The 26326-nt window shown below is 73.3% G+C and carries 20 protein-coding genes; 12 read left to right on the forward strand and 8 right to left on the reverse strand.

Translation table 11 applies throughout. The annotated features are described in order from the left end of the window. Positions 1–25: 25 nt before the first annotated feature. On the forward strand, positions 26–895 hold the full coding sequence (locus HCN51_RS17790) for a hypothetical protein (protein ID WP_168010695.1): 870 nt from the start codon (positions 26–28) through the stop codon (positions 893–895). A gap of 441 nt (positions 896–1336) precedes the next feature. Here HCN51_RS17790 and HCN51_RS17795 read toward each other — a convergent pair whose 3' ends face one another. Next, on the reverse strand, positions 1337–3640 hold the full coding sequence (locus tag HCN51_RS17795) for an ATP-binding cassette domain-containing protein (RefSeq protein WP_168010696.1): 2304 nt from the start codon (positions 3638–3640) through the stop codon (positions 1337–1339). 155 nt (positions 3641–3795) lie between these two features. Between HCN51_RS17795 and HCN51_RS17800 the strand changes: the two genes are divergently transcribed. The 3 genes from HCN51_RS17800 to HCN51_RS17810 all read left to right on the forward strand — a co-directional run bounded on the left by HCN51_RS17800 (position 3796) and on the right by HCN51_RS17810 (position 6101). Beyond that, a complete protein-coding gene (locus HCN51_RS17800) occupies positions 3796–4599 on the forward strand; it encodes a hypothetical protein (RefSeq protein ID WP_168010697.1) in 804 nt (267 codons plus the stop codon). After that, positions 4589–4912, forward strand: a complete 324-nt coding sequence (locus HCN51_RS17805; protein ID WP_168010698.1) for a hypothetical protein — start codon at positions 4589–4591, stop codon at positions 4910–4912. Before HCN51_RS17800 ends, HCN51_RS17805 begins: the two co-directional genes overlap by 11 nt. A 148-nt stretch (positions 4913–5060) precedes the next feature. Beyond that, entirely contained in the window at positions 5061–6101 is a 1041-nt protein-coding gene (locus tag HCN51_RS17810; RefSeq protein ID WP_168010699.1) for a glycerophosphodiester phosphodiesterase family protein, read from the forward strand. Positions 6102–6111: 10 nt separating this feature from the next. Here HCN51_RS17810 and HCN51_RS17815 read toward each other — a convergent pair whose 3' ends face one another. Together HCN51_RS17815 and HCN51_RS17820 are read right to left on the reverse strand one after the other, a co-directional pair. Continuing rightward, positions 6112–7266, reverse strand: coding sequence for a pyridoxal phosphate-dependent aminotransferase (locus HCN51_RS17815; protein ID WP_206067137.1), 1155 nt, complete (start codon positions 7264–7266; stop codon positions 6112–6114). A 93-nt stretch (positions 7267–7359) separates the two neighbouring features. After that, positions 7360–8496: a PP2C family protein-serine/threonine phosphatase gene (locus tag HCN51_RS17820; RefSeq protein WP_346433690.1), complete on the reverse strand. Its 1137-nt coding sequence runs from the start codon at positions 8494–8496 to the stop codon at positions 7360–7362. Positions 8497–8945: 449 nt separating this feature from the next. On the opposite strand from HCN51_RS17820, the gene HCN51_RS17825 reads away from it, so the two are divergent. The 7 genes from HCN51_RS17825 (at position 8946) to HCN51_RS17855 (ending at position 18357) form a co-directional block, all read left to right on the forward strand. Then, a complete protein-coding gene (locus HCN51_RS17825; protein WP_168010700.1) occupies positions 8946–12041 on the forward strand; it encodes a lantibiotic dehydratase family protein in 3096 nt (1031 codons plus the stop codon). Next, the gene (locus tag HCN51_RS17830) at positions 12041–13252 is read left to right on the forward strand and encodes a hypothetical protein (protein ID WP_168010701.1); all 1212 of its coding nucleotides are present in this window, start codon (positions 12041–12043) and stop codon (positions 13250–13252) included. The genes HCN51_RS17825 and HCN51_RS17830 overlap by 1 nt, the downstream gene beginning before the upstream one ends. Further along, positions 13249–15228, forward strand: coding sequence for a hypothetical protein (locus tag HCN51_RS17835; RefSeq protein WP_168010702.1), 1980 nt, complete (start codon positions 13249–13251; stop codon positions 15226–15228). Before HCN51_RS17830 ends, HCN51_RS17835 begins: the two co-directional genes overlap by 4 nt. Before the next feature lie 142 nt (positions 15229–15370). Continuing rightward, a complete protein-coding gene (locus tag HCN51_RS17840; RefSeq protein ID WP_206067138.1) occupies positions 15371–16312 on the forward strand; it encodes an ABC transporter transmembrane domain-containing protein in 942 nt (313 codons plus the stop codon). Beyond that, complete coding sequence (locus HCN51_RS17845; protein WP_168010614.1) at positions 16291–17016, forward strand: ATP-binding cassette domain-containing protein; 726 nt, start codon at positions 16291–16293, stop codon at positions 17014–17016. Before HCN51_RS17840 ends, HCN51_RS17845 begins: the two co-directional genes overlap by 22 nt. Before the next feature lie 35 nt (positions 17017–17051). Then, complete coding sequence (locus HCN51_RS17850; protein WP_168010703.1) at positions 17052–17906, forward strand: NAD-dependent protein deacetylase; 855 nt, start codon at positions 17052–17054, stop codon at positions 17904–17906. A gap of 67 nt (positions 17907–17973) precedes the next feature. Further along, positions 17974–18357 carry a YchJ family protein gene (locus HCN51_RS17855; protein ID WP_168010704.1) on the forward strand — a complete coding sequence of 128 codons (384 nt, stop codon included), beginning with the start codon at positions 17974–17976 and terminating at the stop codon, positions 18355–18357. 10 nt (positions 18358–18367) lie between these two features. On the opposite strand, the gene HCN51_RS17860 is transcribed toward HCN51_RS17855, so the two are convergent. The 5 genes from HCN51_RS17860 to HCN51_RS17880 form a co-directional block, all read right to left on the reverse strand. Further along, positions 18368–19924: a DUF4082 domain-containing protein gene (locus HCN51_RS17860; protein WP_168010705.1), complete on the reverse strand. Its 1557-nt coding sequence runs from the start codon at positions 19922–19924 to the stop codon at positions 18368–18370. Positions 19925–20075: 151 nt separating this feature from the next. Next, positions 20076–21071 carry a LacI family DNA-binding transcriptional regulator gene (locus HCN51_RS17865; protein WP_168010706.1) on the reverse strand — a complete coding sequence of 332 codons (996 nt, stop codon included), beginning with the start codon at positions 21069–21071 and terminating at the stop codon, positions 20076–20078. Beyond that, positions 21068–21949 carry a carbohydrate ABC transporter permease gene (locus tag HCN51_RS17870; protein WP_080037159.1) on the reverse strand — a complete coding sequence of 294 codons (882 nt, stop codon included), beginning with the start codon at positions 21947–21949 and terminating at the stop codon, positions 21068–21070. The genes HCN51_RS17865 and HCN51_RS17870 overlap by 4 nt, the downstream gene beginning before the upstream one ends. Beyond that, positions 21949–22833, reverse strand: coding sequence for a carbohydrate ABC transporter permease (locus HCN51_RS17875; RefSeq protein ID WP_080037160.1), 885 nt, complete (start codon positions 22831–22833; stop codon positions 21949–21951). The genes HCN51_RS17870 and HCN51_RS17875 overlap by 1 nt, the downstream gene beginning before the upstream one ends. Beyond that, the gene (locus tag HCN51_RS17880; protein WP_168010707.1) at positions 22830–24152 is read right to left on the reverse strand and encodes an ABC transporter substrate-binding protein; all 1323 of its coding nucleotides are present in this window, start codon (positions 24150–24152) and stop codon (positions 22830–22832) included. Before HCN51_RS17880 ends, HCN51_RS17875 begins: the two co-directional genes overlap by 4 nt. 181 nt (positions 24153–24333) lie before the next feature. Here HCN51_RS17880 and HCN51_RS17885 point away from each other — a divergent pair, with 181 nt between their 5' ends. Continuing rightward, complete coding sequence (locus HCN51_RS17885; protein WP_168010708.1) at positions 24334–26319, forward strand: beta-galactosidase; 1986 nt, start codon at positions 24334–24336, stop codon at positions 26317–26319. Positions 26320–26326 lie beyond the last annotated feature (7 nt).

A 26326-nucleotide genomic window follows, 5' to 3' on the forward strand; every position in this document is an offset into this window, starting at 1 on the left:
AATCCGACAGAAAGGGACACAGCGCGTGAGCTTGTTCAGGCGTGAGCCCTCTCGCCGACGCGTCGAGGACGTCGATCTCGACTCGCTGCTCGCGCTCGTCGCCGAATCCCTCGGATACACCTTCGCCTTCGCCCCCGACGGCACCGCCGTCACCCTGGCGGCCGGCGACGCACCGCCGCTCGCCGTCCGCCTCACCGGCCTGCGGCGCGAAGCCGGGCGCAGAGCCAGGGAAGACTGGCCCATGCTCGTCTCCGAACACCTCGCCCACGCCGTCGCCACCGCCGGCGACCAGCTCGACGTGTGCGACCTCACCCAGGTCCGGCCCCTCCTGCGCACCCGCGTCGAAGCCGTCGACGAGATCCCCGACCTCACCCGCGTCGTCGGCCGCCACCTCAACGCCGACCTCGTCGAACTCCTCACCGTCGGCTCCCGCCCCGTACGCCCCGAAGAGTCCGGCTGCTGGCCCGTCCCCACCGGCCAAGCCCTCGACCTCGCCGTCGCCAACGTCCGGGCCGCCGAGCGGCTGCGCGCCGAACACCTCGACCTCGCCGGCACCCCCGTCACCCGCCTCACCGCCTCCAGCCCCTCGGCCGCCACCCACCTGCGCTGGCTCCCCGACCACCTCACCGTCCCCGCCGACGGCGTCCTCGTGGTCCTGCCCGACCCCTACACGCTGCTCCTGCACCCCGTGGACGGCATCGGCGTGGTCCGGGCCATCGAACGGCTACGCGTCCACGCCGCCCGGACGGACGGGCTCAGCTCGCAGGTGTACTGGTGGCAATCGGGGCGGCTCACCTGGATCCGCGCCGACATCGTGGCCAGGGACGGCCAGACCCGCCTCGTGGTCGCCCCACCCCCGGACTTCGCCCGCGTCCTCGCCCGCCTGGCCGTCTGACCCCGCTCCCCGCCGCACTTCGGCGCGAGTCCCTTCGGGGATGCGCTCACATCGGTCGCCTGCCCGCGCCGCGCTGTGTCCGCCCTGTGTCCGCCCTGTGTCCGCCCTGTGTCGCGTCGCGCTCGCCGCTTGCGTCGCCTGTGCTGAGCCTGCCTGCGCTGCGTCCGTTGGCTCGTGGCGCTCCGCGTGCTCGCCCCGTGCCGTGCTGTGTGGCGCCGCGTTCGCCGCTCGCGCTGCCCGCTCGCCTGCGTCATGGTGTGTGCGGCGGTCTGGGCCGTTCCTTGTCGCGGGCCTCTTGCCCTTCCACCGCCGCACTTCGGCGCAGGTCCCTTGGGGGAGGGGTGCGCTCGCGGCGGACCGCTCGTGTCGGCGGCCGTGCCGGGCCCGCCTGCCGCGTGGGGTGGGGCCTCTCCTCCCGGATCCGGGAGGAGAGGGCGGGGGTCAGGGGCGGTTGATGTAGTCGCGGAGGTGGATGGCCGTCAGCGAGGTGCCGTTGGCGACCAGGTCCGCCGGGGTGCCGGAGAAGACGATCTGGCCGCCGTCGTGGCCGGCGCCCGGGCCGAGGTCGAGGATCCAGTCGGCGTGGGCCATGACGGCCTGGTGGTGCTCGATGACGATGACCGTGTTGCCGGCGTCCACGAGGCGGTCGAGGAGGGCGAGGAGCTGGTCGACGTCCGCGAGGTGGAGGCCCGTCGTGGGTTCGTCCAGCACGTACGTGTTCCCGTTCCGCGCCATGTTGATCGCGAGCTTGAGCCGCTGGCGTTCGCCGCCCGACAGGGTGGTGAGGGGCTGGCCGAGGCCGAGGTAGCCGAGGCCGACGGCGACGAGGCGGTCGAGGATGGTGCCGGCCTGGCCGGTGGGGAAGAAGTCGCGGGCCTCGGAGATGGGCATCTCCAGGACCTCGCTGATGTTCTTGCCGCGCAGCCGGTAGGTGAGCACTTCGGGGGTGAAGCGCTTGCCCTCGCAGGTTTCGCACACCGATGCCACCTCGGCCATCATGGCGAGGTCGGTGTAGATGAGGCCGATGCCCTTGCAGGCGGGGCAGGCGCCTTCAGAGTTGGCGCTGAACAGGCCGGGCTTGACGCCGTTGGCCTTGGCGAAGGCGGTGCGGATGGGGTCGAGCACGCCGGTGTAGGTGGCCGGGTTGCTCCTGCGTGAGCCACGGATGGGGGACTGGTCGGCCACGACGACGCCGTCCCGTCCGGCGACGTGGCCGTGGATGAGGGAGCTCTTGCCGGAGCCGGCGACGCCGGTGACGACGGTGAGCACGCCGAGCGGGATGTCCACGCTGACGTCGCGCAGGTTGTGCAGGGTGGCGTTCCTGATGGGCAGGTGCCCGGTGGGTCGGCGGAGGGTGGCGCGCAGGCGTACCCGATGGTCGAGGTAGCGGCCGGTCAGGGTGCCTGAGGAGCGCAGCCCGAGCAGGTTGCCGGAGTAGCAGATCTGCCCGCCGGCGGTGCCGGCGCCGGGGCCGAGGTCGACGACGTGGTCGGCGATGGCGATGGTCTCCGGCTTGTGCTCGACGACGAGCACGGTGTTGCCCTTGTCGCACAGGGCGAGGAGCAGGCGGTTCATCCGCTGGATGTCGTGCGGGTGCAGGCCGGCGGTGGGCTCGTCGAAGACGTAGGTGACGTCGGTGAGGCTGGAGTTGAGGTGGCGCACCATCTTGACGCGCTGCGCCTCGCCGCCGGACAGGGTGGCGGACTCGCGGTCGAGGCTCAGGTAGCCGAGGCCGATCTCGACGAGCGAGTCGAGCGTGGAGCGCAGCCCTTCCAGTACGGGCCCGACGCGCGGGTCGTCGATGCCGCGGATGAAGTCGGCCAGGTCGTTGACCTGCATGGCGGAGCAGTCGGCGATGGTGAGGCCGTCGATCCTGGCGGCGCGGGCGGCCTCGTTGAGCCGGGTGCCGTCGCAGGCGGGGCAGGGGGCGAGCCTGATGGCGCGGTCGGCGAACGCCCGCGCGGCCGGTTGCATCGACTCGCGGTCCTTGCCGAGGTAGCCGCGCCGGACGCGGACGAGCAGGCCCTCGTAGGTGAAGTTGCCGGTGCCGTACTTGAGCTTGGTGGCGGGCTTGTGCAGCAGGTCGGCCCACTGCTGCTCGGTGAAGTCCTTCAGCTTGACGTCGGGGTCGAACAGGCCGGAGCCGGCCACGATCTGCCAGGGCCAGGTGTCGACCGCGTAGCCGGGGGCCTTGATCGCCCCTTCGTTCAGCGACAGCTCCCTGTCGACCACTTCGTTGACGTCGATGTCGGTCGCCTTGCCCAGCCCCTCGCACGCGGGGCACATGCCTTCGGCCATGTTGAAGCTGAAGGCGGAGGCGGAGCCGACGTGCGGCTCGGCGATGCGGCTGAAGATGATCCGCAGCATGGTGTGCGCGTCGGTGGCGGTGCCGACGGTGGAGCGGGCGTTGGCGCCCATCCGCTCCTGGTCGACGATGATGGCGGCGCTCAGGTTGTGCAGGGCGTCCACGTCGGGGCGGGCGCGGCTCGGCATGAACGCCTGCACGAACGCGGTGTAGGTCTCGTCGATGAGCCGCCGCGACTCGGCGGCGATCGTGTCGAAGACGAGCGAGGACTTGCCGGAGCCGGAGACGCCGGTGAAGACGGTGAGGCGGCGCTTGGGCAGGTCGACGGAGACGCCCTTGAGGTTGTTCTCCCTGGCGCCGCGGACCTGGATGTTGTCGTGGCTGTCGGCGGCGGTGTGATCACGCGTCTGGACGGTGCTGGCCTGGTGGCTGGAGAGCACGGGACCCTTCCATCGTCGGCTGATTATTTATGGTGTAAAGAGTTGGCCGGGACAGCTTACCCCGGACTGGGGCGGGCCGGGCACCTCTGCGGGCGGGCGAACATGTCGTGAACTCGTCGCGACGCCCTGCTCAGGGCCTGCCCGGCGGGGTTAGCGTGACAGTCGCCAGCAGTAGAGATCCGTCGGAGTGCGTCGAGTTGCGCAGGAATCATCGGGAGCCCGGCGTACGCGCCGTCCTTGCGGGGGGAAGGCTCGTCTCGGTCGGGGTCGAGCCCTGGCTGACGCGCGAGCCGCCCGAGACCGTGGCCGCCCTGGTGGCCGAGGCGGTGGACGCCGCCTTCGCCAGGGAGTCGCCGGTCGACGCGGCCGTGCCGTTCGTCGAGCCGCTGGCCCTGGCGCGGGAGCTGCGGGCCGTGCGGGCCGACCTGGACGCCAGGATGGCGCGCGTGACCGCGTCCATCGAGGTGAGCGCGGCGGCGCTGCGCGCGCGGGCGGGGGTGCCGCTGCTGGACTTCGGGGAGCTGTTCGACCGGCTGATCGAGATGCTGGAGACCATCGGCGGCGTGCCGGACGGCGACGTGCGCGGCACCTCCGAGGGGCCGGTGAGCGCCGTGTGCGCGCCGGGGCCGCGGCTGGTCGCGCTGAGCGTGACGGCCCGCGCCCTGTACGGCGGGCCGCGGGCGCTGGGGGAGCGCGTGGTGGACGGCGTCAACGCCGCCCTGGACGACCTCCGGTACGGGCTGCTGCGGCGGCGCGCGGAGGCCGGGGCGGGCACCGAGGAGATCATGGCCAGGGTGGAGGAGCTGCGGGGGCTGGGGGTGCGGCGGATGCGGGCGTACGCGCGGGCGATGGCGGCGATGATGGACGAGGTCGGGGCCGCCGGCGCGGTCGGGCCCGTGACCGGCGGCCCCTCAGGAGGCCGCGGGCGCGGGGAGCGGGTGGTGGGGCGTGAGCCTTGAGCTGCCCGCCGCGCTGGCGGCCGTCGAGGCCTTCCTCGGGCGGCCGTTCCCCGGCGACGACGAGGACGCCCTGGTGCGGCTGGGCGACGGCCACGACGAGCTGCCTGGCCCGGACGCCAGGGTCGCGGGCCTGGAGCTGAAGGCGCGCGCCGGTGCGCTGCTCGCCCGCAAGGGGATCATCCTGCTGCAGTACGGGCTGGTCGCCGCCGCGCTGGCCGAGACGTTCGCGGCGGGCGGCACCCCGGGGACGATGGTGCGGCTGGCCGGGCAGCGGGCGCTCGACGCCGTCACGGCCGACGACCTCCCGGCCTGACGGCTGCGTGACTACCTCCCCGCCTGAGGGGTGCGTCAGGTGATCGCGCAGCCTTCGCCCGCCGCTCACCCCGCGTACGCCGTCCCGTACCCCGTATGCCCGATCTTGTCGCGTGACCAGCATCTCGACGCGGACGGACGGAAGAACGATGAAGAGATGGCACGCGCTCGCGGCGTCGGCGGCCCTGGCGCTCGCGGCCCTGCCCGGGACGGCCGCCGCCGACGGGCACCGGGGCCGGGACTTCGACCTCCAGGCGCACCGGGGCGGCATCGGGCTGGTGGTGGAGAGCTCGCTGCCCGCGTTCGCGAACGCGCTGGAGCTCGGCGTGACCACGCTGGAGCTGGACGTGCAGATCACCGAGGACGGCCAGGCCGTCGTGACCCACGACCGCAGGATCAGCGACAGGAAGTGCCGCGACACCGCGCCGGCCGTCGAGGGGGACCCGGAGTTCCCGTACGTCGGCAAGTACGTCAACACGCTCACCCTGCGGCAGGTCAGGACCATGGACTGCGGGTCGCTGACGCTCGCGGAGTTCCCCGGGCAGCGGGCCGTGCCGGGCGCGCCGATGGCCACGCTGCGCGAGGTGTTCGACCTGGTCCGGCGCTACCGGGCGCACGGCGTCAAGCTCAACGTCGAGACCAAGGTGGAGGCGGGCGCGCCGGCCGAGACGGCGCCCAGGGAGCAGTTCGTCCAGGTGACGCTGCGGGAGATCCGCCGGGCCGGGCTGCTGCGGCAGGTGACGATCCAGAGCTTCGACTGGGGCGCGCTCATGCGGATGCGCGAGCTGGAGCCGCGCCTGCCGCTCGTCGCCCTCACCAACCGCGACTTCCTGCAGACCGGGCAGCCGGGCGCCTCGCCGTGGCTGGGCGGCGTCGACATCGACGACTTCGGCGGCGACCCGCTCACCGCGATCGCGTCGTTCGGGGCGCGGGCGTTCTCACCGGTCCACGGGTTCCCGCAGAACGGCAAGGTCACGGACGCCGACTACCGGCCGTACGTCACCAGGGACATGGTGGAGCGGGCCCACGCCCTCGGGATCAAGGTGATCCCGTGGACGGTGGACGACGAGGCGACCATGAACAAGCTCATCGACGACGGCGTGGACGGCCTCATCACCGACTACCCGGACCGGCTGCGGCAGGTCATGGACGCGCGCGGGCTCAAGCTGCCCAGGCGCTACCACCTGTGACGCGCCGCCGCTACGCGGAGACGGCCCGGTGGTGCAGGCCGATCACGGGGATCTCGTGCAGGCTGCCCGAGTACAGGAACTGCGTCATGCCGATGAGCAGCCGTCGTACGTCCTCCTGAGGGCGGACGACGAGGCGCAGGAACTGGCTCGTCGTGCCGAGCTTGTTGCCGCACTCGCGCACGTACACGCCGTGCTCGGTGAGCAGGTGGTCGCGCAGCGGCACCCCGTCGTGCCCCGGCGGCAGCTTCACCAGCAGGAAGTTGCCCTGCGAGGCGAACACCGACAGCCCCGGCATCGTGCTGAGCTGCTGGAACATCGCTCTCCTGTCGTTGCCCAGCCGCCTGAGGCTGTCCTGGTACTCGGGCATGAACTGCCGCATCATGAACACCACGACCTCGGCGAAGGAGTTGAGGTTCCACTTCGGCAGCGCGTCCCGCACCCGGCCGGCCAGGGCGGGGTTGGCCACCATGTAGCCGAAGCGGATGCCGTGCAGGCCGAAGTTCTTGCCGAGGCTGCGCAGCACGATCACGTTCGGCCGCACCGCCGCCTCCAGGGCCACCCCGGGGTAGGGCTCGGCGTCCACGAAGTCGCCGAACGACTCGTCCACGATCACCAGGTCGAGGTCGATGAGCTGGTCGAGCAGGTGCAGGACCTCGTGCTTGGGCAGGTAGCCGCCGTCGGGGTTGTTCGGGTTGCAGATCACCGCGACCCGCGAGCCGCGCGTACGGATGAACGAGACGTAGTCGTGCACGTCGAGCGTGAAGTTGCGGCTCTCCAGCAGCGGGTACATGTCCACCCGCTTGCCGGTCTCCAGCGGCTGGTCGGTCCAGCGGCCGAAGGTCGGGATCGGCACCGCGAGACTCTCGCGCACCAGCAGGTGGTCGATCCACGTGATCAGCTCCGTGGAGCCGTTGCCCATCGCGACCGTCTTGGGGTGGAGCCCGAGCGTGGAGCAGAGCTCCTCGGTGATCGTGCCGGCGTCGCTGGGGTAGAACTTGAGGATCGTCTCCAGATTTCTCCCGAGGTGCTCGAAGATCTCCGGTGTGGGGAAGTACGGGTTGCAAGGGATGCAGAAGTCCACCGGGGCGCGCTCTCCCGACGAGCCGCGCAGGAGTGAGAAGTACGACGGGCTGTGCGCCTGCGCCCGCAAGAGACTGAGCTCCACGACACCTCCATGGACCACGTGTCCGATGTGTGTAGGTACGCGCGGGTGTGGTGAGTGGTTCATGGAGCCGGTGGCTGCTCCGTGGGGCGTGATCTAGAGAGCCGGGTCGGCTCTGCGGAGGGCGGACTTCGCGGCCGGGTCGGCTCTGCGGAGGGTGAGGATCGCGACGTCGTCGCGCGGGACCGTGCCGGTGAACGCCCGCAGGTCCGCTCCGAGCGCGGCGGCGAGGCCCCCGGTCGGCGCGCGGGCGTAGGCGCGCAGCCGCGCCTCCAGCGGGTAGAACGCGCCGCCGGGGTCGCGGGCCTCGGTGACCCCGTCCGTGCACAGCAGCATCGTCGCGCCGCGCGGGAACGTGAACCTGGCCCCCTTCCTGGGCGCCGACGACAGCGCCGCCAGGCCGAGGGGCACGGCGGGCTCGCCGAGGTCCACCTGGGCCGCCTCGCCGTCGTGGATGACGAACGGGGCGATGTGGCCGCAGTTGACGGCCTCGACGACGGGCTCGCTGCCGATGTCGAGGACGAGGGCGGTGACCAGCCGCTCGGGCTCGCCGGTCTGGGCGGCGAAGGCGTTCTGCCTGACCACGGAGTTCTCCAGGGCGGCCACGACGCCGGTGAGCGTGTGCTCGCGGTAGGCGGCCTCCCTGAACGAGCCCAGCACCGCCAGCGCCGTGCCGATGGCGGGCAGCCCCTTGCCCTGCACGTCGGCGATGAGCACGCGGGTGCCGTGGCGGGAGGCGGCCACCTCGTACATGTCGCCGCCCACCATCGCGTCCTCCTCCACCGGCTGGTAGAGGCCGTTGACGACGACGTCGGCCGTGCGCAGCGGGAGCGGGCGCACGATCAGCCGTTGCAGCGCCGCCGCGGCCGAGCGCAGCCGGTGCACCTCCTCCTCGCGCCGCACCCGGTAGCGGCAGCCGAGCACGCTCAGCACCCCGAACACCGCCATGAACCCGGCGGCCAGCAGGATGTCGTCGGTCTGCGCGCGGATGTAGACACCGGTGAGGATCTCCACGACGATCACCCAGAAGGTGGCGAGCGCCGTCTGCCACACCTCGCCGAGCGCCGAGACGATCGCCGGCAGGAAGATCAGCAGCGGGAACAGCCGCACCGCCGTCCCCGTGACCATGTCCAGCGTGACCACCACGGCCGTGACGAGGATGCCCGCCACCGCCATCACCGGCGTCCGCAGCCTCGGCCCGTCGCGGCGCCGCGACCGCGCGTCGTCCGTCACTGGTCCCCGTCACCCCCCATGTCACCTTCTATCAACCCGTTTCCCCTCCATGGCGCGCTGGCGCGCGGCCTTGACCGCACCTTGCCCTGCCATACGAAAGGGAACGCCTCGGGGCGTGCCGACATGATTATCCGAACGGCCATGGACGCGTTTTAAATGCGGCCGTGTTAATGCGGATCGAGGTCGTTTCCAGCAGGCGCCGCAAGACCGGCGCTGACGCTGTGTGCTGCAAGGATAGGGGTGTTGGCTACGGAAAGTAAACAGTGGTGCCCTGTATGGCGGGATTTGCTGGCGTTGGCGGGTAATTTTCCTTGGGGGTTTAAGGGTGGGGTAGTGGGCTCTCATTTTCTTTTAATCGCCGAACTCATTGACACAAGAAAATGATCTTGTAAATATCTGAGTTAACGACGACGCGGACCGACGAATTCACTGGAAAGGGAGAGGCGCATATGGACACCGAGCACGACTGGACCCTGCTGCCGGCCGTGGTCGTCCGGAGCGCCGGATTTCCCTGGGAGCTCGTCCTGTCCCTCGTCCACCCCAGGGCGGCCGAGACGGCCGCCGCGGTCGTCCGCCTGGAGCGGCAGGCACTCGACCTGCTCACCGAGGCGCCCGGCCGCGACCCCGACGCCCGCCCGCCCGGCGCACCCAACGGGCGGGCGGGCACGGAACGCATCGGCGGCGGTCGGCTGCCGCGCGGACTGCGCGGCCGCCTGCGCGGCCTCCGCCCGCTGCCCGACGGCACCCCCGGGCCCGAAGACTGGCTGACGGCCTGGAACGACGTGACCGCCCGGCTGGAGGAGGCCAGGCTCACGCTGTCCGGCCTGGTCGCCGGCGACGCCGCCCGCGCCAGGGCCGCCGTGGCCGAGATCGTCGCCGACGAACGTTTCCTCGACGCGCTCGTCTCCGACGCGCCCGGCCTCTACCGCGACCTGCGGCGCGGAGCCAAGGGCGGCCGGACCCGCCGCGAGCTCGCCGAGCAGGTGCAGCGGCTGTCGGCGTCGTGCGAGACGGCCGGCTGCTACGGGCCCGTCAACTACGGGGCCGTCACGGCCGGGCACCCCGGCGGCTACACCTGGGAGGGCGCCGCCGCGTGCGCGCGCCGGGTGGCGTACCCGGCCGCCCGGGTGAGCGAGGCGCTGCAGCAACGCGTGCTCGCCGAGCCCGGGCTCCTCGCCGGGCTGGTGCCGCGACGCAAGACCTGGACCGGCGAGGTGCTCGACGGGGCCGCCTTCGTCGGCCACTGCGACGGCGGGCGCACGCTGGCCGACATCGCGGCCCGCACGGGGGCGGGCGTCGAGCGGGCCTCGGCGGCGCTGGCCGTGGCCGTGCGGCGCGGGCTGCTCACCCACGACCTGTGCCCGCCCGCCACCATCTGCGACCCCCTGGGCTGGCTGCGCGAACGGCTGATCGCCAGAGGGGTCCGCGTCGCCGCGGGAGACCCGCCCGCTGAGGAGGGTGGCGGCCGTCCCGCTCCCGGGCACGGGCGGGGCGCGTTCTCCGGGCGTTGCGAGTGCGGCTGCGCCGAGGCGACCGGACGAGGCCGCGCCGGGCGCGAGGAGAGCACCGGGCGAGGCCGCGCCGGCGGTGAGGACAGTGACGGGCGAGGCCGCGAGGGCGGTGGGGCGTGGGAGCCGCGGGTACGCAGGCTGCTGGCGTCCGGGGTGCCCAAGCGGGCGTTCGTGGCCCGCGGCGGCGTGCCGGCGCAGCGCGTCCGCGCCACCATCGGGGCGCGGTCCGTCCAGGACGCGCACCTGCCGCTGGGCCGGCGCGTCGGCGAGATCAGCGAGCTGCTCGCCCAATACCCGGCGGCCTCCCCCGACGTGAAGCTCGCCGTGCAGCGGCGCATCGAAGCGCTGGCCGGAGGCGGGCGCCAGGACGACCGGGCCGTGGTGCACGAGGCCGCCGCCGGCACGCTGCGCGTCACCGTCGGCGACACCCTGGCCGCCGACCTGCGTGGCCGCGTGCCCAAGGTGCTCGACCTGCTCGCCGAGGAGGCCGAGCTCACCCGGCAGCGCACCAACCGGCTGCTGGCCGGGCGGCTCGGGCCGGGCACGTACGAGCTGGCCGAGGTCCTGCGCTCCACCGGAGACCTGGAGATCGAGCACGGCGACCGGCTGGCCGCGCGCATCGCCGCCCTCGTCCGCGAGGCGCCCGCCGGCGCCGCCGAGCTGAACCTCGCCGGCCTGCTCGACGACCCCGCCCCGCCGGCCGCCCCCGTCCTGTGCTCGGCCGACGTCATGGTGGCCGCGCCCGCGCTGGAGGCGTACGAACCGGGGATCACCCGGCTCGTCCTCAGCCGCCTCCACGACGCGGTGCTGCTCACGCCATGGGCGCTGCAGTTCCACGAGGAAGGCGCCGCGTGCCTGGCCGAGCGGGACGCCGCCATCAGACGGGCGCTGTCCGGGTTTACCGTCCTGAACGTCATCTCCCGCCGCACCAACGGCGTGCCGCCGCTGGAGCTGCCCGGGCCGGTGCTGGAGCTCGGCGGCGTGGCGGCCGACCCGCGCCGGCGGCGCATCGGGCTCGACGAGCTGTACGTGCACAGCGACGGCCGGCGCGCCGTCCTGCACGCCAAGGGCATGGAGGAGCCGCTGCTGCTGCACAACGGCGACCATGACACGGCGCTGCACACGGCGTTCGCGCTGCCCAGGATCCGGGTGCCGCGGCTGGCCGAGCTGTCCCGGGTGCCCCGGCTCACCTGGGACAACGTGGTGATCTCGCGGCGGCGGTGGCGGCTCGGGCGGGCCTCGTTCGAGGCGCTGGCGCAGGCCGGCGACGATCGCGAGCTGCTGGTGGCGATGGCCCGGCTGCGGGAGGTGCACGAGCTGCCCGAGGCGTTCTACGCCGCCACCCCCCGCGAGCGGCGCTCCTTCTACGTGGACACCCGCTCGCCCGCCCTGCTCGAAGGGCTCGCCCGCCTGGCCGCCTCCGCCGAGCGGGTCACGCTGACCGAGGTGCTGCCGGGGCCTGAGGCGTGCTGGCTGCGGGAAGGGGAGCGGCGCTACGCGGCCGAGCTGCGGTGCGTCTACCTGCGGCCGGCCGGCCGAGGCGCCGCGCCCGCCGAACGGGCCGCGCCGGCCGAGCGCGCGACGTCCGAGGAGGGCGGGTCACGGCAGGCGGGTGCGGGGACGCGCTCCGGCCGCGCGCAGCAGCCGGCCCGGTCGGCGGTACGGCAACCGGCCGGGGCCGCCCCGCAGCCGGATGGCCCCGGCCCGCAACCGGGCGATCCCGCGCCGCGACCGAGCGGGGCCGCGCAGCAGCCGGGCGGAGCAGCACCGCAGTCGGGCGGAGCAGCACCGCAGCCGGGCGCCGTCGTGCAGCAGTCGGGTGCGGGCGTGCCGCAACCGGTGGTGCCCCCGGGCCGGTCGCACGGTTCTGCCGGGCCCCTTCAGCAGCTTCACCCCCATGGCCCGGCTCATGGGGCCGGGCCGCACCCGCAGTGGTTCGTCCGGCAGGCTCCCGGCCCGATCGGGCAGGCGCACGGACCCGCGCACCGCGCACAGCACTCGCACCCCTACCCCTGGCCCGGAGAGGGCGGTTGATGGAGCTCCTTGTCGTTCCCCCGTTCACCGACTTCACCACCGAGATCGTCCCGCCGCCCGGCGCCGAGGTGCTCGACCTTGGGGCCCGCATCGTCGAACGCCTCGCCGACCCCGCCCGCCTGCGCACCGTCACCGCGCACCGCCGCGACGGGCCGCACACCGCGCTGATCGGACGGTCGGCGGCGGCCGTCATCGAGCAGGCCGCCTACGACACCGCCCACCTGCGGGCCGTCGGCACGGCGCTGCGCCTGGCGGGCGACCCCGCGCTCCGGCTCAGCATCGACGGGCTCGAGCTGGCCGAGGGCAGCACCCAGAGCAGCCGCGACGTGCTGGCCGCCGCCGCCAGGTGCGAGCTGTTCAGGCCCGAGGTGGAGCAGGCCGTGGAGGCCGCCAAGGAGCGGCGGGCGCACGTCGTGGTGGACGGCGAGCGGCAGCTTCCCGCCGCGTTCGCGCTGGTGCGGGCGCTGGGGGCGGAGCGGGTGACGCTGTGCGGGCGGCTCGTGACCGAGCAGGTCGCCGCGCTGCGCCGGGTCCCCGAGCTGGCCGGGGCCGAGTGGCTGGACTGGGCGCCCGAACGGGTGATCCGGCCGTACTGGCACGGCGACGGCGCCCCCGTCCGGTGGGTGACCGGGCTCGGCACCCCGCCCGCCGCCGGGCCGTGGGCGGGGCGGCTGGACGCCACGAGGGTGGCCGCCTTCCCCCTCGGCACGCTGGCCCGCTGCCGCGGGCTGACCATCATCGTCACCCGCATCGACTTCCTGGCCGCCGTGACCGGCCTCGACGGCATGACCGTCAACCTGCGCCGCCTCCTGGCCGCGATCCCCATGGCGGCGCCGGTCACGTGCGAGCTGGCCGTGGGCGCGCCCGGCTTCGGGGCGGGCGTCGTGGGGGAGTCGCTGGAGCTGCTGGCGGACGGGCCCGGCGGGGTGCGGCTCGGCGGGCTGCGGCCGTACCGGATGGGCATCCGCACCGTCTGGGCCGGGCACAGCGTGCGCTTCCCGCCGCCCGTGGGGCACGACCTGACCCGGTGGGTCGAGTTCGACGCGCCCGAGACCATGCGGGCCTGGGAGGTGGCGAACACCATCAGGACCTGGCGTGGCCGCCTGCACAACCTCCCGCCCGGCCGCCTCGCCGCCTGCACCGTCGCCGGCGACGCCCCCGCACCCACCTGGGCGCCGTGCGCGGCCGGGGTGCTGAGGAGGCGCGCGTGAGCGGCCCGTGGCGGGCCGAGCGGGCGTTAGGGGAGCTCCACGAGCCCGAGCCGGGCGGGCGTGCGGGCCCTGAACGCGAGCCGAGTTCGGCAGGGCCGGCTTGGGTGGTTCCCGCCGGGCGGGGAGGGCTGGTCGTGGAGTTGCGGCCGTGGCTCCTGCTGCGGACCACCGGCCTGCCGGTGTCGCTGCTCGACGGGCTCGGGCATCCGGACCTGGGGCGGCTCAGCGAGCGGCTGCTCGCCGCCGAGCGCCGCCTGGCCGCCGAACGCCGCTGCTTCGAGCGGCTGGCCGCGCCCCTGCGTGGCGACGTCCTGCGGCTCGGCCCCGAGCGGCGGGCGCTGGCCGGGCAGTGCGTCAGGAGCGTACGCGCCGGGCTGCCGCTGAGCGGGGCGGAGCTGGAGCTGCTGCGCTCGCTCGGGCTGGGCTCGCTCGGGCTGGGCTCGCTCGGGCTGGGGGAGTGGGCGCGGCGCTGGCAGTCCGCCGTCGTACGGGCGGGCGCGGCGCGGGCGGCGGCCAGGAGCGCGTACGCCGCCGCCCGGCTCGCCACCCGGCGCCGCGTCGCCGAGGCGTTCGACGACGAAGTCGTACGCCAGGCCGCCTTCCTCGCCGACCCCGCCTTCTACCAGGCGATCGTGAAGCATCCCCTGGCCCGCACGCCCGGAGGCGGCACCGCCAGGCGCTCCCGCCTGCTCAGCGCGGCCGCCCACCGGCACCTGCGGCGGTTAGCGATGGGGGGCGAGGGCGGGCCCGTGTTGTGGGCGCGCTTCGACGCCGGAGAGGCGTCGCGGGTGGGGGAGCCGGGGCCCGAGCGGATGATCGTCGCGGCGGGCGACCGGCTGATCAGGCAGGTCGCGGACGCGGCCCGGGTGGAGGAGCTGCGCGCCCGGTACGCCGCCGCGCCCTGGCCCCGCCGCGCCCAGCACCTCGAAGCCGCCCGCCTGGAAGCCGACTGCCTGGAAGCCGCCCGGTTCGAAGCCGACCGGCTCCAAGCGGGCCGTCGTGACGGCACCGGAGCCTTCGACGCGGCCGGCGATCGGACGGGTGCCCGGGTGGCCGGCCGGCCTCATCCGCACGGGTGGGCGGGGCGGGCGCGGCACGGTGGAGGTCGCGGGCGGCACGAGATCTTCCGCGAGGAGCGCTCCAGCCCGTACAGCGAGCGGGTCACGATCGGCGGCGGTGCGCTGGCCGGGCTGCGGCGCGCGCTCACGGTGGTGCTGCCGCTGTGGCGGCTGGCCGCGCTGCTCGCCGCCGAGCCCGCGCACGCGGGCGCGCTCACCACCGCCCTGAACGCGCTTGCCGCGCAGGCACTGCGCCGCCCCGGCGTGACGTGCGACGGGCGGGAGGTCATCAGGCTGACCGCGCGGGACGTGGCCGGCGCCACCGCCGGGCTGTGGGACCTGGCTCCCGAAGACCCCGGCCCGAGCCTGCCCGGCCCCGAGCTGATGGCCGTCGGCCCCCGGCTGGACGAGGCGACCTGGGTGCTGTGCGGCGTGCGTGACGACTGCCGCTCCCTGTACGAGGGGCTGCCCGCCAATCTGCACTCCGCGCCCCGCACGCTCACCGACGGCCTCCCGCCCGGGCCCGCGTGCGCCACCCGCGCCGGGCCGCCGGTGATCGACCTCGGAGACCACACCCCGCGCGTCCTCATCGACGACCTGATCTACCAGCGGGCCCGCTGGCGGGTCCCCCTCCCGCAGGAGCGGGGCGCGGACGCGTTCGACCGGTGGCTCGGCATCCACCGCCTGCGCCGCCGGCACGCCCTGCCCCGCCACGTCTTCGCCCGCCACCCCGCCGACCCCCGCCCCTTCTACGTCGACTTCTGCGACCCCTTCGCCGTAGAGGATCTGGCCAGGCGCGACCCGGCGGAGGTGCTGGTCACCGAGCTGCTGCCCGCCCCCGGCCGGCTCTGGTGGCGGGTGGACGGCCGGGAGCAGTGCGCCGAGCTGCGGCTGGGATGTGTGCTACGGCCCCGCTGAAAACCGGTTGCGGAGCGTCGGCGGGGCCTGGTGTACTCCCGGGCGGAAGCGCAGCCCATGATCAGGAGGAGGCCCGCGATGGCTGAAGCGTTCGTGATCCCTCAGCTCAGTGACTCCTCCAACGCAAAGGGCATGACGCTTCTTGAGATCGGTCGATCCCGAGGTCCCCTCATCATCAACTGAACCTTCCGTCCTCCGCCTGCTCCGCCCCGGACCGGGCGCCACCGCCGCGCTGGCCGCCGCCATAGCCGCCGCGACCGCGCTCCCGCTGGCCATGCCGCAGCTGACCCGGCGCTTCGTCGACGACGCCGCCGGCGGCGCCGGGCTCCGGCACCTGACGCTGGTCGCCCTCGGCTACCTCGCGCTCGCCGTGGCCGGCCAGGCCGCCAGGATGGCGACCGCGTGGCTGGCGGGCAGGCTCGCCTGGGACGGCACCAACCGCCTGCGCGAGCGCCTGGCCGGGCACGCGCTCGGCCTCGACCTGTCCTTCCACGGTCGGCACACCCCCGGCGAGCTGATCGAGCGGGTGGACGGCGACGTCGCCGCGGTCGCCGACTTCGTGGTGGCGTTCCTGCTGGACGTGGTGGCCAGTGTGCTGCTGCTGTCCGGCGTGGTCGTCGTCGTGCTCGCCGTGGACTGGCGCATCGGCGCGGTGCTGCTCGCGTACTGCCTGCTCGTCGGGTACGGCATGGCGCGCGCCCAGCGGCTGGCCGTGCCGTCGGCGGCCCGCTCGCGGGCGGCCGGCGCCACCCTGTTCGGCACCCTGGAAGAGCGCCTGGCCGGCGCCGAGGACCTGCGCGCCATCGGCGCCGGCGAGCACACCGTGCGCCGCTTCCACCAGGTCAGCGCCGCCCTCTTCCGCGCCGAGCACCGCGACGCCCGCATCGGCACCATGCTGCTGGCCGGCACGTCCGTGGCGTTCGCCGCGGGCACGGCCATCATGCTGAGCCTGGCGGCGTGGATCATGGAGACCGGCGCGCTCACGGCCGGCCGCCCGCTCCGCCCCAGCCCCGGCACGCACCGCCCGCCCCGCCCCAGCCCCGGCACGGCGACCCGCTGCGCGTGCTCGAAGCGCGCGGGCTGACCGTGGGCGGCCGGCTGCACGGCGTCGATCTGCGGATCGAGCGCGGCTCGTTCACGGTGGTCACGGGGGCCGTGGGGGCGGGCAAGAGCACGCTGGTGCGGGCCCTGCTCGGCCTCCTGCCGCTGGACGGCGGCACGATCTCGTGGAACGGCGTGCCCGTCGCGGACCCGGGCACGTTCCTCGTGCCGGGACGGACGGCGTACGCGGGCCAGGTGCCCCGCCTGTTCTCGGCGACGTTGCGGGAGAACCTGCTGCTCGGCCTGCCCGCGAGCGACGACGACGCTCGCCGGGCGCTGGAGCTGGCGGTGTTCGAGCGGGACCTGGCCGCGATGCCCGACGGGCTCGGCACGGTGGTCGGGCCGCGCGGGGTGCGGCTGTCCGGCGGGCAGGTGCAGCGCGTCACCGCCGCCCGCGCCCTCGTCCGCGAGCCGGACCTGCTGGTGGTGGACGACCTGTCGTCGGCGCTGGACGTCGAGACCGAGCGGCTCCTGTGGGAGCGGATCGCCGGGCGCGGCCCCGCGACCGTCCTGGTCGTCTCGCACCGGCAGGCCGCGCTCGAACGCGCCGACCAGGTGATCGTCCTGGACCGGGGGCGCGTCGCCGGTCGCGGGCGGCTGCCGGAGCTGCTGGAGAGCTGCCCCGAGATGCGGCGGCTCTGGCACGCCGAGCTGATCGCGGAGGCGGAGGAGCAGGCGGCGGACTGATGCGCGCCGGTCGCGGAGGAGCAGACCAGGGACTGATGCACCATGGAGGGGTGACACCAAGCACCACGAAGGTGACGGAGCTGGCCGAGCTGGTCGCCGGCGGACGGGTGGCCGTGCTCAGCGGGGCCGGGCTGTCGACCGAGTCGGGCATCCCCGACTACCGGGGGCCGACAGGGCGGGCCAGGCGGGCCGAGCCGATGACGTACCAGCGCTTCGTCGGCAGCGCCGAGGCCCGGCAGCGTTACTGGGCGCGCAGCCACGTCGGCTGGCGGCAGATCGGCGGCGCCCGCCCCAACGCCGGGCACCGGGCGGTGGCCGAGCTGGAGCGGCGCGGCCTGCTGGCCGGCATCGTCACCCAGAACGTCGACGGCCTGCACCAGGCGGCCGGCGCCCGGCGGGTGATCGAGCTGCACGGCGGGCTCGACCGCGTCGTGTGCCTGTCCTGCCGCGAGCGCACCCCGCGCGCCGAGCTGGAGCGCCGCCTGCGCGAGGCCAACCCCGGCTGGGAAGCCACCAGCGCGCAGATCAACCCCGACGGCGACGCCGTGCTGACCGACGAGCAGGTCGCCGGGTTCCGCGTGGTCGACTGCACGGGCTGCGGCGGCGTGCTCAAGCCCGACGTGGTGTTCTTCGGCGAGAACGTCCCCAAGCCGCGCGTGGACGAGTGCTTCGCCGTCGTCGGTGGGGCGCGGGCGCTGCTGGTGCTCGGGTCGTCGCTGGCGATCAGGTCGGGGCTGCGGTTCGTGACGAAGGCCGCCGCGCTCGGCCTGCCCATCGCGATCGTCAACCAGGGCCCGACGGGCGGCGACGCCGACGCCACGCTAACTTTGGACGCCCCGCTCGGGCCCACCCTGACCGACCTGGCCGACCGCCTCGGCGCCGCCTGCTGACCGATCCCCGACCGACCCTGGTGAGTGGCGGGCGCCGCACGGGTGCGCGGGCGGCAGAATAGGGCGCATGCCTCCTCGTACGTGCCCGTGCGGCCTGCCCGCCCCCTACCAGGACTGCTGCGGCCGCCTCCACCGGGGCGAAGCCGCCGCCACCACCGCTGAGCAGCTCATGCGCTCCCGGTTCAGCGCCTTCGCGACGGCGGACAGCGCGTACCTGCTGCGCACCTGGCACCCCGCCGACCGCCCGGCCCGGCTCGACCTGGACCGGCGGGTCACGTGGGTGAGGCTGGAGGTGCTGGAGAGCACCGGCGGCAGCGTCGTGCACACCGAGGGCACCGTCCGCTTCCGCGCCCACTACGTGGAGCGCGGCAAGCCGGGCGAGATGGAGGAGCACAGCAGGTTCGTCCGCCTGGACGGCCGCTGGGTCTACGCGGGCGCCCTGAACGGCTGACGCCGGCCGGTCACTCGACGCAGTGGGGCAGCGTCTTCACCGTCTTGGTGATGCGGTAGTCCTGGTCGATGGTGACGACGGCGTTGCCGGCGCCCCAGTCGATGTTCTCGCAGGTATCCTCGGAGCTGACGGCGCCGAAGTCCCACGCCTCATGGACGATCTTGTTCCCCGCCACCTGCCACTTCGGCCCGGAGTGCCACTTCAGCAGCAGGCTGTAGTTGCCGCCGGCCACCAGGTTGTCGGAGACGGTGACCGCGCTGAGGTTCTTGTCCACCAGGTTGATCGGGTCGGAGTGCTCCGGGGCCTGCCGCTGGTCGATCGTGTTGTGGTCGAACACCAGGCCACTGCACACGATCTTGCCGGGGCAGTACGCCTGGACGCCGTCCGAATGGCTGGTGGGCGGGCCGCACAGCTTCACGTAGGAGTCGCGGACGACGACGTTCCTGCCCGACATGCGGAAGCCGTCGTCGAAGCCGCGCACGCTGATGCGCTCGGCCTTGAAGTTCTTCTCGCCGACGGCCGGGTTGATGCTGCAGCCGCTGGGCGGGCCGACCGTGGAGTCGGTGATGGTGAACGAGCCGCCCGTCTCCCAGTTGGTGACCAGGCCGTCGATCTGGCTGTTCCTGATGACCACGTCGCCGGCGGTGATGATGAGGTCGCCGGTGATGTGCTGCCCGTCGATGACCTGGCCGTTCTTGGCGGCGGTGACGTTCCCCTTGACGGTGGTGAGGCGGGCGCCGGGCGGCACGCCGACGCAGGACGGGCGCGGGTGCCTGGGCAGGTCACAGTCGGTTCTGCTCGTGGGAGTGACAGTGGGCGTCACCGTGTGTGTCACGGTCGGCGTGGCGGTGGGGGTCACGGTCGGAGTCGGGGTGACCGTCGGCGTATGCGTCGGCGTCGGCGTCCGCGTGGGTGTCGGTGACGGCGACGGTGACGGCGAGGGTGAGGTCGTGGCCGGTTGGAAGACCACGTCCACCAGATAGTTGTGCCCCGCGCTCGTTCTCCGCGGAAACGCGCTGGAATCGTAGCTGTACACGCCATTACGCGCCTGCGCGCGCAACGAATCGGTGCGCGGTGAATTGCGCGTGAAGTAACGCGGCACGACGGCGTAGCGCCCGTCGGCGCTGAAATACGACACCGTGTACGTCCGGCCGGGCACCAGCGCGACCCCCTTGGCGAGGCGCACTTCCTGCCACCCCTGCCGCGTCTCGGCCGTGACGGTCGCCCGGGCCAGCCGGTCGCCCCGGTCGTCCCAGAGGGCGGCGGTGTGCTCGGCGGTGCTGCCGGGGTTCTTGTAGAAGCGCAGCGCGGTCACGGTGCCCGCGCGGGAGGCGGTGAAGCGCATGCCCAGCTCGACGGGCCGCCGCCCGTTCGTCATCCGGGGTGATGGGGTGGCGGTGGGGGACCAGAAGCTCTCCTCGGCCGCCCCGGGCAGCGCCGCGGCCGGCTCTGCCGTCACGAGGCCCGCCGCGAGGACGCCCGCCACCAGCGCGGCCAGGCAGGGCCGCCACCGGCGGAGCCGTGCGCGCCGCGCCGTTTCCCTGTCGACGTGGTGTGACCCGTTCACGAGCGGCCTCCATGGCAGGATTACCCCGATCAAGAATCGCGCCCATAGTGCCATGGCCGTGAAGACGCTCGCCGGGGTTATCGCCATTCGCCGCTAAAAATGGGTCGTAATCGGCTGGCGCTTAAACCCCGGTTATTTATCGACCGTGAAATCAGGCGGACTCGCGGATCACCAGCTCGGTGGGCAGGATCACCGGCTCCACGTGCTCCGCCCCGTCGATGAGCGCCAGCAGCAGCCGCAGCGTCTCCTGCGCCATCTGGGCCAGCGGCTGGCGGATGGTGGTCAGCGGCGGGTGCGTGGAGACGGCCACGGACGAGTCGTCGAACCCGCCCACCGCCACGTCGTCGGGGACGCGCCGGCCCGCCGCGCGCAGGGCCGCGAGGGCGCCGGCGGCCATGAGGTCGGAGGCGACGAAGACGGCGTCGATGTCGGGGGCGCGCTCCAGCAGCTCCTTCATGGCCCGCTCGCCGCTGGCCTGGGTCCAGTCGCCGTGGGCGATCAGGCGTTTGGTGGCCTTGCGGCCGAGGACGTCGGCGAAGCCCTCCAGGCGCTGGATGCCGCCGGGCGTGTCCATCGGGCCGGTGATCATGGCGATGCGTTTGCGGCCGAGGCCGACGAAGTACTCGGTCATCTGGCGGGCGCCGAGCCGGTCGTCGGCGGCGGCGTACGGGATGACGCTCTCGCGCCCGATGACCGGCCCGCAGGAGACGGCGGGCGGGCCGCTGGGCAGGGCGTCGAGCAGCGGGTCGCCCGCGTGCGTGGAGACCAGCAGCACCCCGTCGGCGTGGCCGCCGCGCACGTAGCGCACGACGCGCTCGCGGTCGCCCTCGTCGCCGGCCATCATCATCACCAGTGACAGGTCGCGCTCGGCGAGCATCCTGATGGCGACGCGGATGAGCGTGCTGTAGTTGGGGTCCTCGAACAGCTTCTCGTGCGGCTCCGACAGGACCATGACGACCGACCCGGTGCGCTGGGTGACCAGGCTGCGGGCGGCGCGGTTGACGACGTAGCCGGTCTCGGAGATGGCCCGCTCGATGGCCACGCGCGCCGCCGGGCTCACGTACTTGTCCCCGTTGAGCAGGCGGGAGACCGTGCCGCGGGAGACCCCCGCGGCGGCGGCGACGTCGTGGATCGTAGGGCGTTTCATTTCACTGCTCCCGAGGACAGGTCGGTCCTCCAGTATCGCTGCATCGTGAGGAAGAGCGCGATCAAGGGCACGATCGACAGGAAGGCGCCGGTCAGGATCAGGTTGTAGAGGGCGGGCTGGTTCGCGCCGGCGGCCAGCAGCGTGTAGAGGCCGACCGTCAGGGGGAACTTGCCGTCGTCGCCGAGCATGATGAACGGCAGCAGGAAGTTGTTCCAGATCGCCACGAACTGGAACAGGAAGATCGTCACCATGCCGGGCACCATGAGCGGCATCGCCACCCGTGACATGAGCCGCCACTCGCCGGCGCCGTCGATGCGGCCCGCCTCCAGCAGCGAGTCGGGGATGGCCGCGGCGGCGTAGATGCGGGCCAGGTAGATGCTGTACGGGTGCAGGATCTGCGGCAGCAGCACGGCCCAGTAGCTGTCGGCCAGGCCGATCTTGGAGAACAGCAGGTACTGCGGGATCGCCAGCACCACGGCCGGCACGAGGATGCCGCCGATGAGCAGGTTGAAGATGGCGTCGCGGCCGCGGAAGCGGTACTTCGCCAGGGCGTAGCCGGAGACCGCGGAGACGGCGGTGGACAGCAGCGCGCCGCCGCCGGCGTAGAGGAGCGTGTTGCCGGCCCACAGCCAGAACACGCCGTCGCGGTAGGCGAACAGCTCGGCGACGTTGTCGAGGAAGCCCGTGCCGAAGGAGAGGGTGGCGGTGCTGAACAGCTCGCCCGGCGACTTGGTGGCCGCGATCAGCACCCAGACGACGGGGAACAGGCAGTAGATCGCGCCGATGAGCAGCAGCGCGGTGGGCACGGCGCCGACCGGCCGGCCGATCAGACGGCCCGAGCCGGCCCGGGAACGGCGGTGCGAGACGGTCGCGGCCATCAGCCCTCCCTGAAGGCGTGGTGGCGCACCACGCGCAGGAATCCGAACGACAGGACGAGCGAGATCGCGGCGATGACGATCGAGGTGGCGGCGGCCGAGTACAGGTCGCCGGTGACGAACGCGTCGCGGTAGACCTTCATGAGCGGGCTCCACGTGGAGCTGATCGTGTTGGTCAGCGGGCGCAGCGTGGTCGGCTCGGTGAACACCTGGATCGTCGCGATGATCGAGAACACGGTGGTCAGGACGATCGCCGGGGCCAGGATCGGGATCTTGACGCGCAGGGCGATCTGCAGCTCGGAGGCGCCGTCGAGGCGCGCCGCCTCGTACAGGTCGCGGGGGATGGCGCGCAGCGTCGTGTAGAGCACGAGCATGTTGAAGCCGACGCCGCCCCACACGGCCACGTTCGCCATGGAGTAGGTGACGGTGGTGGCGCCGAGGAAGTCGACGTCCAGGACGTCCCTGATGGGGCTGAGCGAGGGCAGGTAGAGGAAGCCCCACAGCAGGGTGGCGGCCACGCCAGGCACCGCGTACGGCAGGAAGATCGCGATCCGCGAGAAGCGGGCCAGCCGCACCCGCGCCGAGTCCAGCAGCAGCGCGAACAGCAGCGCCAGCCCCAGCATCACGACCAGCACCAGCGCGCCGTAGCCGAGCACGCGCAGCCAGCCGCGCCACAGCTCGGTGTCGGCCAGGGCGGCGGCGAAGTTGTCGAACCCGACGAACACCTCCCGCCGCGCACCCTTGCCCAGGCCGAGCCCCGACACCTTGGTACGGCGCGTCGCCAGGTAGACGGTGTAGCCGATGGGGACCGCGAGGAACAGCGTGAACAGCACCATCGCGGGAGTCAGGAACAGGTACGGCCACGGCCCCCTTCCGGAGCGCTTCATGAGGCGATCGTGAAGCCGGACTTGCGCATGTCGGCGACGGTGGCGTCCTGCATGCCCCGCACGGCGTCGGCGAACGGGGTGCCGTTCTGCAGCGCCTTGTCGAAGCCGTCCTTGAAGGCGTTGTAGGTGACGCCGACGTTCGGGCCGAAGGTGAAGCCGCGCGCGCCGGCGGAGACGGCGGCGGCCTGCTGCCAGAAGTCGGGCTGGTTGGAGAAGTAGTCGGGCGCCTGGCCGAGCGCCGACTGCGCCTTGGTGGCGGCCGGGTAGATGGCGGCCTCCTTGACGAGCAGGTCGATGGCGGCGGGGTCGGTGTTGAGCCAGGTGGCGAACCGGGCGGCGGCGGCCTTGTTCGGCGTCTTGGCCGACACGGCGGTGGACGAGCCGCCCCAGAAGCCGCTGTAGCTCTCGCCGGCGTTCCACTGGGGCAGCGGCGCGACGGCCCACTTGCCCTTGGCCTTGGGCGCGTTGCTGGACAGGACGCCGGGCGCCCACACGGCGGACGGCCAGGTGAGCAGCTTGCCGTCGTTGAGCGCCTTGTTCCACTCGGGCGTGAAGTACGGCATGTCGTCGATGGCGCCCTCCTTGACCAGCGCGCCCCAGTAGTCGGCGACCTTCCTGGTGGGCTCATCGGCGATGTCCACCTTCCACGACTCGCCGCTGATCGACCACCACTGCGCGCCCGCCTGCTGGGCCAGCCCTGTGAACGCTCCCGGGTCCTTGCTGGAGAACGTGCCGAGGTAGACCTTCGGATCCTTCTTCCTGACCGCGCGGGCCGCGTCGCCGTACTCCTGCCAGGTCTTGGGGACGGCGATGCCGTACTTGTCGAACAGGTCCTTGCGGTAGAAGAGCATCATCGGGCCGCTGTCCTGGGGGACGCCGTAGACAGCGTCGGTGCCGAGCGTGACCAGGCGCCACAGGCCGTCGGAGAACTCGCCCTGGATGGCGGCGGTCTCGGCCTTGAGGTCGGCGACGGCGTCGGCGGCGATGAACGACGGCAGGTGCTGGTACTCGGCCTGCACCAGGTCGGGGGGGTTGCCGGCCTTGGCCGCGGTGAGGAACTTGGCGGCCGCGTCGTCCCCGCCGGCTTGCTTGCTGACCGTGACCTGGATGTCGGGGTGGGCCTCGTTCCAGACCTTGACGATCTTGTCCATGTTGGGGGCCCAGGTCCAGTACGTGAGCTTGACCGGGCCCTGGGCGGCGGAGGAGGCGGGCCGGCCGGTCGCCGCCTCGGGGCTCTGGGCGGGCTCGCCGGAGCCGCAGCTCGCGAGGGTGGCCGTGAGGGCGACGGCCAGGGCTGCTCCAAGGCGGTTGGCGCGCATTGCGTACCTCCAGGGGGGTTCTGTGAACGTGCACAGAGTGGAGCAGCGCCGAAACGGTCGTCAAGGGGCGTTACGTTCTCGTTAATGTCCTGCAAGAGCATGAAATTTGTGGATTGCTGTTCCCTTTCGGGCCGGTGGAGTCTTACTGTGCACGTTCACAGAAGCTTTTCAAGGGGGATGGATGTATCCGGAGCGTCCTGCCGGGATCGCCTATGGCGGCGACTACAACCCGGAGCAGTGGCCGCGCGAGGTCCTGGAGGAGGACGTCGTCCTCATGCGGGAGGCCGGGGTCAACCTGGTCACGCTGGGCCTGTTCTCGTGGGCGCTGATGGAGCCCGAGGAGGGGCGGTTCGCGTTCGGCTGGCTCGATGAGATCATCGACCGGCTGCACGCGAACGGCGTCGCCGTCGACCTCGGCACGCCCACCGCCGCCCCGCCCGCCTGGTTCGTCGCCCGGCACCCCGACGTGCTGCCGGTGACCAGGGAGGGCGTGCGGATCGGGTTCGGCGGCCGGCAGAGCGCCTGCTCCAGCGCCCCGGCCTTCCGCGAGGCGACCGCGCGGCTGGTGCGGGCGCTGGGCGAGCACTACCGCGGCCATCCGGCCGTGGTCATGTGGCACGTGCACAACGAGTACGGGGCGCCGCTCGGCGAGTGCTACTGCGAGCACAGCGTGGCGGCCTGGCGCGCGTGGCTCCGCCGGAAATATCGCGAAATTTCCGCATTGAACGACGCCTGGGGCGCCACGTTCTGGGGCCAGACCTACACCGACTGGGCCGAGATCGACGCCCCGCGCGCCAACCACACGACCGTCAACCCCGCCCAGCGCCTCGACTACGCCCGCTTCAGCGACGGCCAGCACCGCGAGCACTACGCGCTGCAGCGCGACATCCTGCGCGAGCTGACCCCCGGCCTCCCGGTGACCACGAACTTCGCCGGCACCGTGAACTGCAAGTCCACCGACCTGTGGCAGTGGGCCCGCGAGCTGGACGTGATCGCCAACGACCACTACCTCCAGGCCGAGCGGCCCGACAACCACATCGACCTGGCCATGTCCGCCGACCTCGCGCGGTCGGTGGCGGGCGGGCGGCCCTGGATGCTCATGGAGCACTCGGCCGGCGCGGTCAACTGGCAGCCGCGCAACCTCGCCAAGCGGCCCGGCGAGATGCGCCGCAACAGCCTCGCGCACGTCGCCCGCGGCTCCGACAGCGTGCTGTTCTTCCAGTTCAGGGCCTCGCGGTTCGGGGCCGAGAAGTTCCACTCCGGGATGGTGCCGCACGCCGGCACCGGCTCCGAGCAGTGGCGCGAGATCGTGCGGCTCGGCGCCGACCTGCGCAAGCTCGCCGGGCTGCGGGGGAGCCGGGTGCGGGCCGAGGTGGCGCTCGTGTGGGACTGGGAGTCGTACTGGGCGCTGGAGCTGGACTGGCGGCCGTCGGTGGACCTGACGTTCAGGGAGCGGATGGACGCCTTCTACGAGGCGTTGTGGCGCGAGCACGTCACGGTGGACTTCGTCCACCCTTCCGCCGATATTTCGGGGTATCGGGTGGTGGTGGCGCCCAGCTCGTACCTGCTGACCGAGGCGTCCGCCAAGAACCTGCACCGGTACGTGGAAGCGGGCGGCCACCTGCTCGTGTCGTACTTCTCCGGCATCGTGGACGAGCACGACACCATCCACCCCGGCGCCCACCCGGGCGCGCTGCGCGAGCTGCTCGGCCTGTCGATCGAGGAGTTCCACCCGCTGCGCGAGCACGAGACGGTGACCCTCACCTCCGGCGATCCGGCCCGCGTCTGGTCCGAACGCGTCCGCCCGGCGGGCGCGGTCACCGTCGAGGGCTTCGCCGACGGCCCCGACGCCGGCCACCCCGCCCTGACCCGCCACGACCTCGGCGCGGGCAGCGCCTGGTACCTGGCCACCGCGCCCGTCACCGGCCTGCGCGACCTGCTCGCGCGGGTGCTCGACCACGCGGGCGTGTCCCGCCCGCGCGGCCTGCCCGACACCCTCGAACTGGTGCGCAGGGGCGGCCACGTCTTCCTGATCAACCATGGCGACCGGCCCGTGACGGCCGAGGGGGTGAGCGGCGTGAGCGTGTTCGACGGCGTGCGGCACGACGGGCCGGTCACCGTCCCGGCCGGAGCGGTGACCGTCCTGCTGGAAACCCCCCACCCCTAGGGAGACC

Source organism: Nonomuraea composti, from assembly GCF_012034275.1.
Lineage (GTDB): Bacteria > Actinomycetota > Actinomycetes > Streptosporangiales > Streptosporangiaceae > Nonomuraea > Nonomuraea composti.

Excerpts from the sequence above, each read along its gene's own strand:
- HCN51_RS17855 (WP_168010704.1), top strand. The coding sequence starts at position 17,974 with ATGCCTCCTCGTACGTGCCCGTGCGGCCTGCCCGCCCCCTACCAGGAC.
- HCN51_RS17865 (WP_168010706.1), bottom strand. The coding sequence starts at position 21,071 with ATGAAACGCCCTACGATCCACGACGTCGCCGCCGCCGCGGGGGTCTCC.
- HCN51_RS17880 (WP_168010707.1), bottom strand. The coding sequence starts at position 24,152 with ATGCGCGCCAACCGCCTTGGAGCAGCCCTGGCCGTCGCCCTCACGGCC.
- HCN51_RS17825 (WP_168010700.1), top strand. The coding sequence starts at position 8,946 with ATGGACACCGAGCACGACTGGACCCTGCTGCCGGCCGTGGTCGTCCGG.
- HCN51_RS17810 (WP_168010699.1), top strand. The coding sequence starts at position 5,061 with ATGAAGAGATGGCACGCGCTCGCGGCGTCGGCGGCCCTGGCGCTCGCG.
- HCN51_RS17885 (WP_168010708.1), top strand. The coding sequence starts at position 24,334 with ATGTATCCGGAGCGTCCTGCCGGGATCGCCTATGGCGGCGACTACAAC.
- HCN51_RS17875 (WP_080037160.1), bottom strand. The coding sequence starts at position 22,833 with ATGAAGCGCTCCGGAAGGGGGCCGTGGCCGTACCTGTTCCTGACTCCC.
- HCN51_RS17870 (WP_080037159.1), bottom strand. The coding sequence starts at position 21,949 with ATGGCCGCGACCGTCTCGCACCGCCGTTCCCGGGCCGGCTCGGGCCGT.
- HCN51_RS17850 (WP_168010703.1), top strand. The coding sequence starts at position 17,052 with ATGCACCATGGAGGGGTGACACCAAGCACCACGAAGGTGACGGAGCTG.
- HCN51_RS17830 (WP_168010701.1), top strand. The coding sequence starts at position 12,041 with ATGGAGCTCCTTGTCGTTCCCCCGTTCACCGACTTCACCACCGAGATC.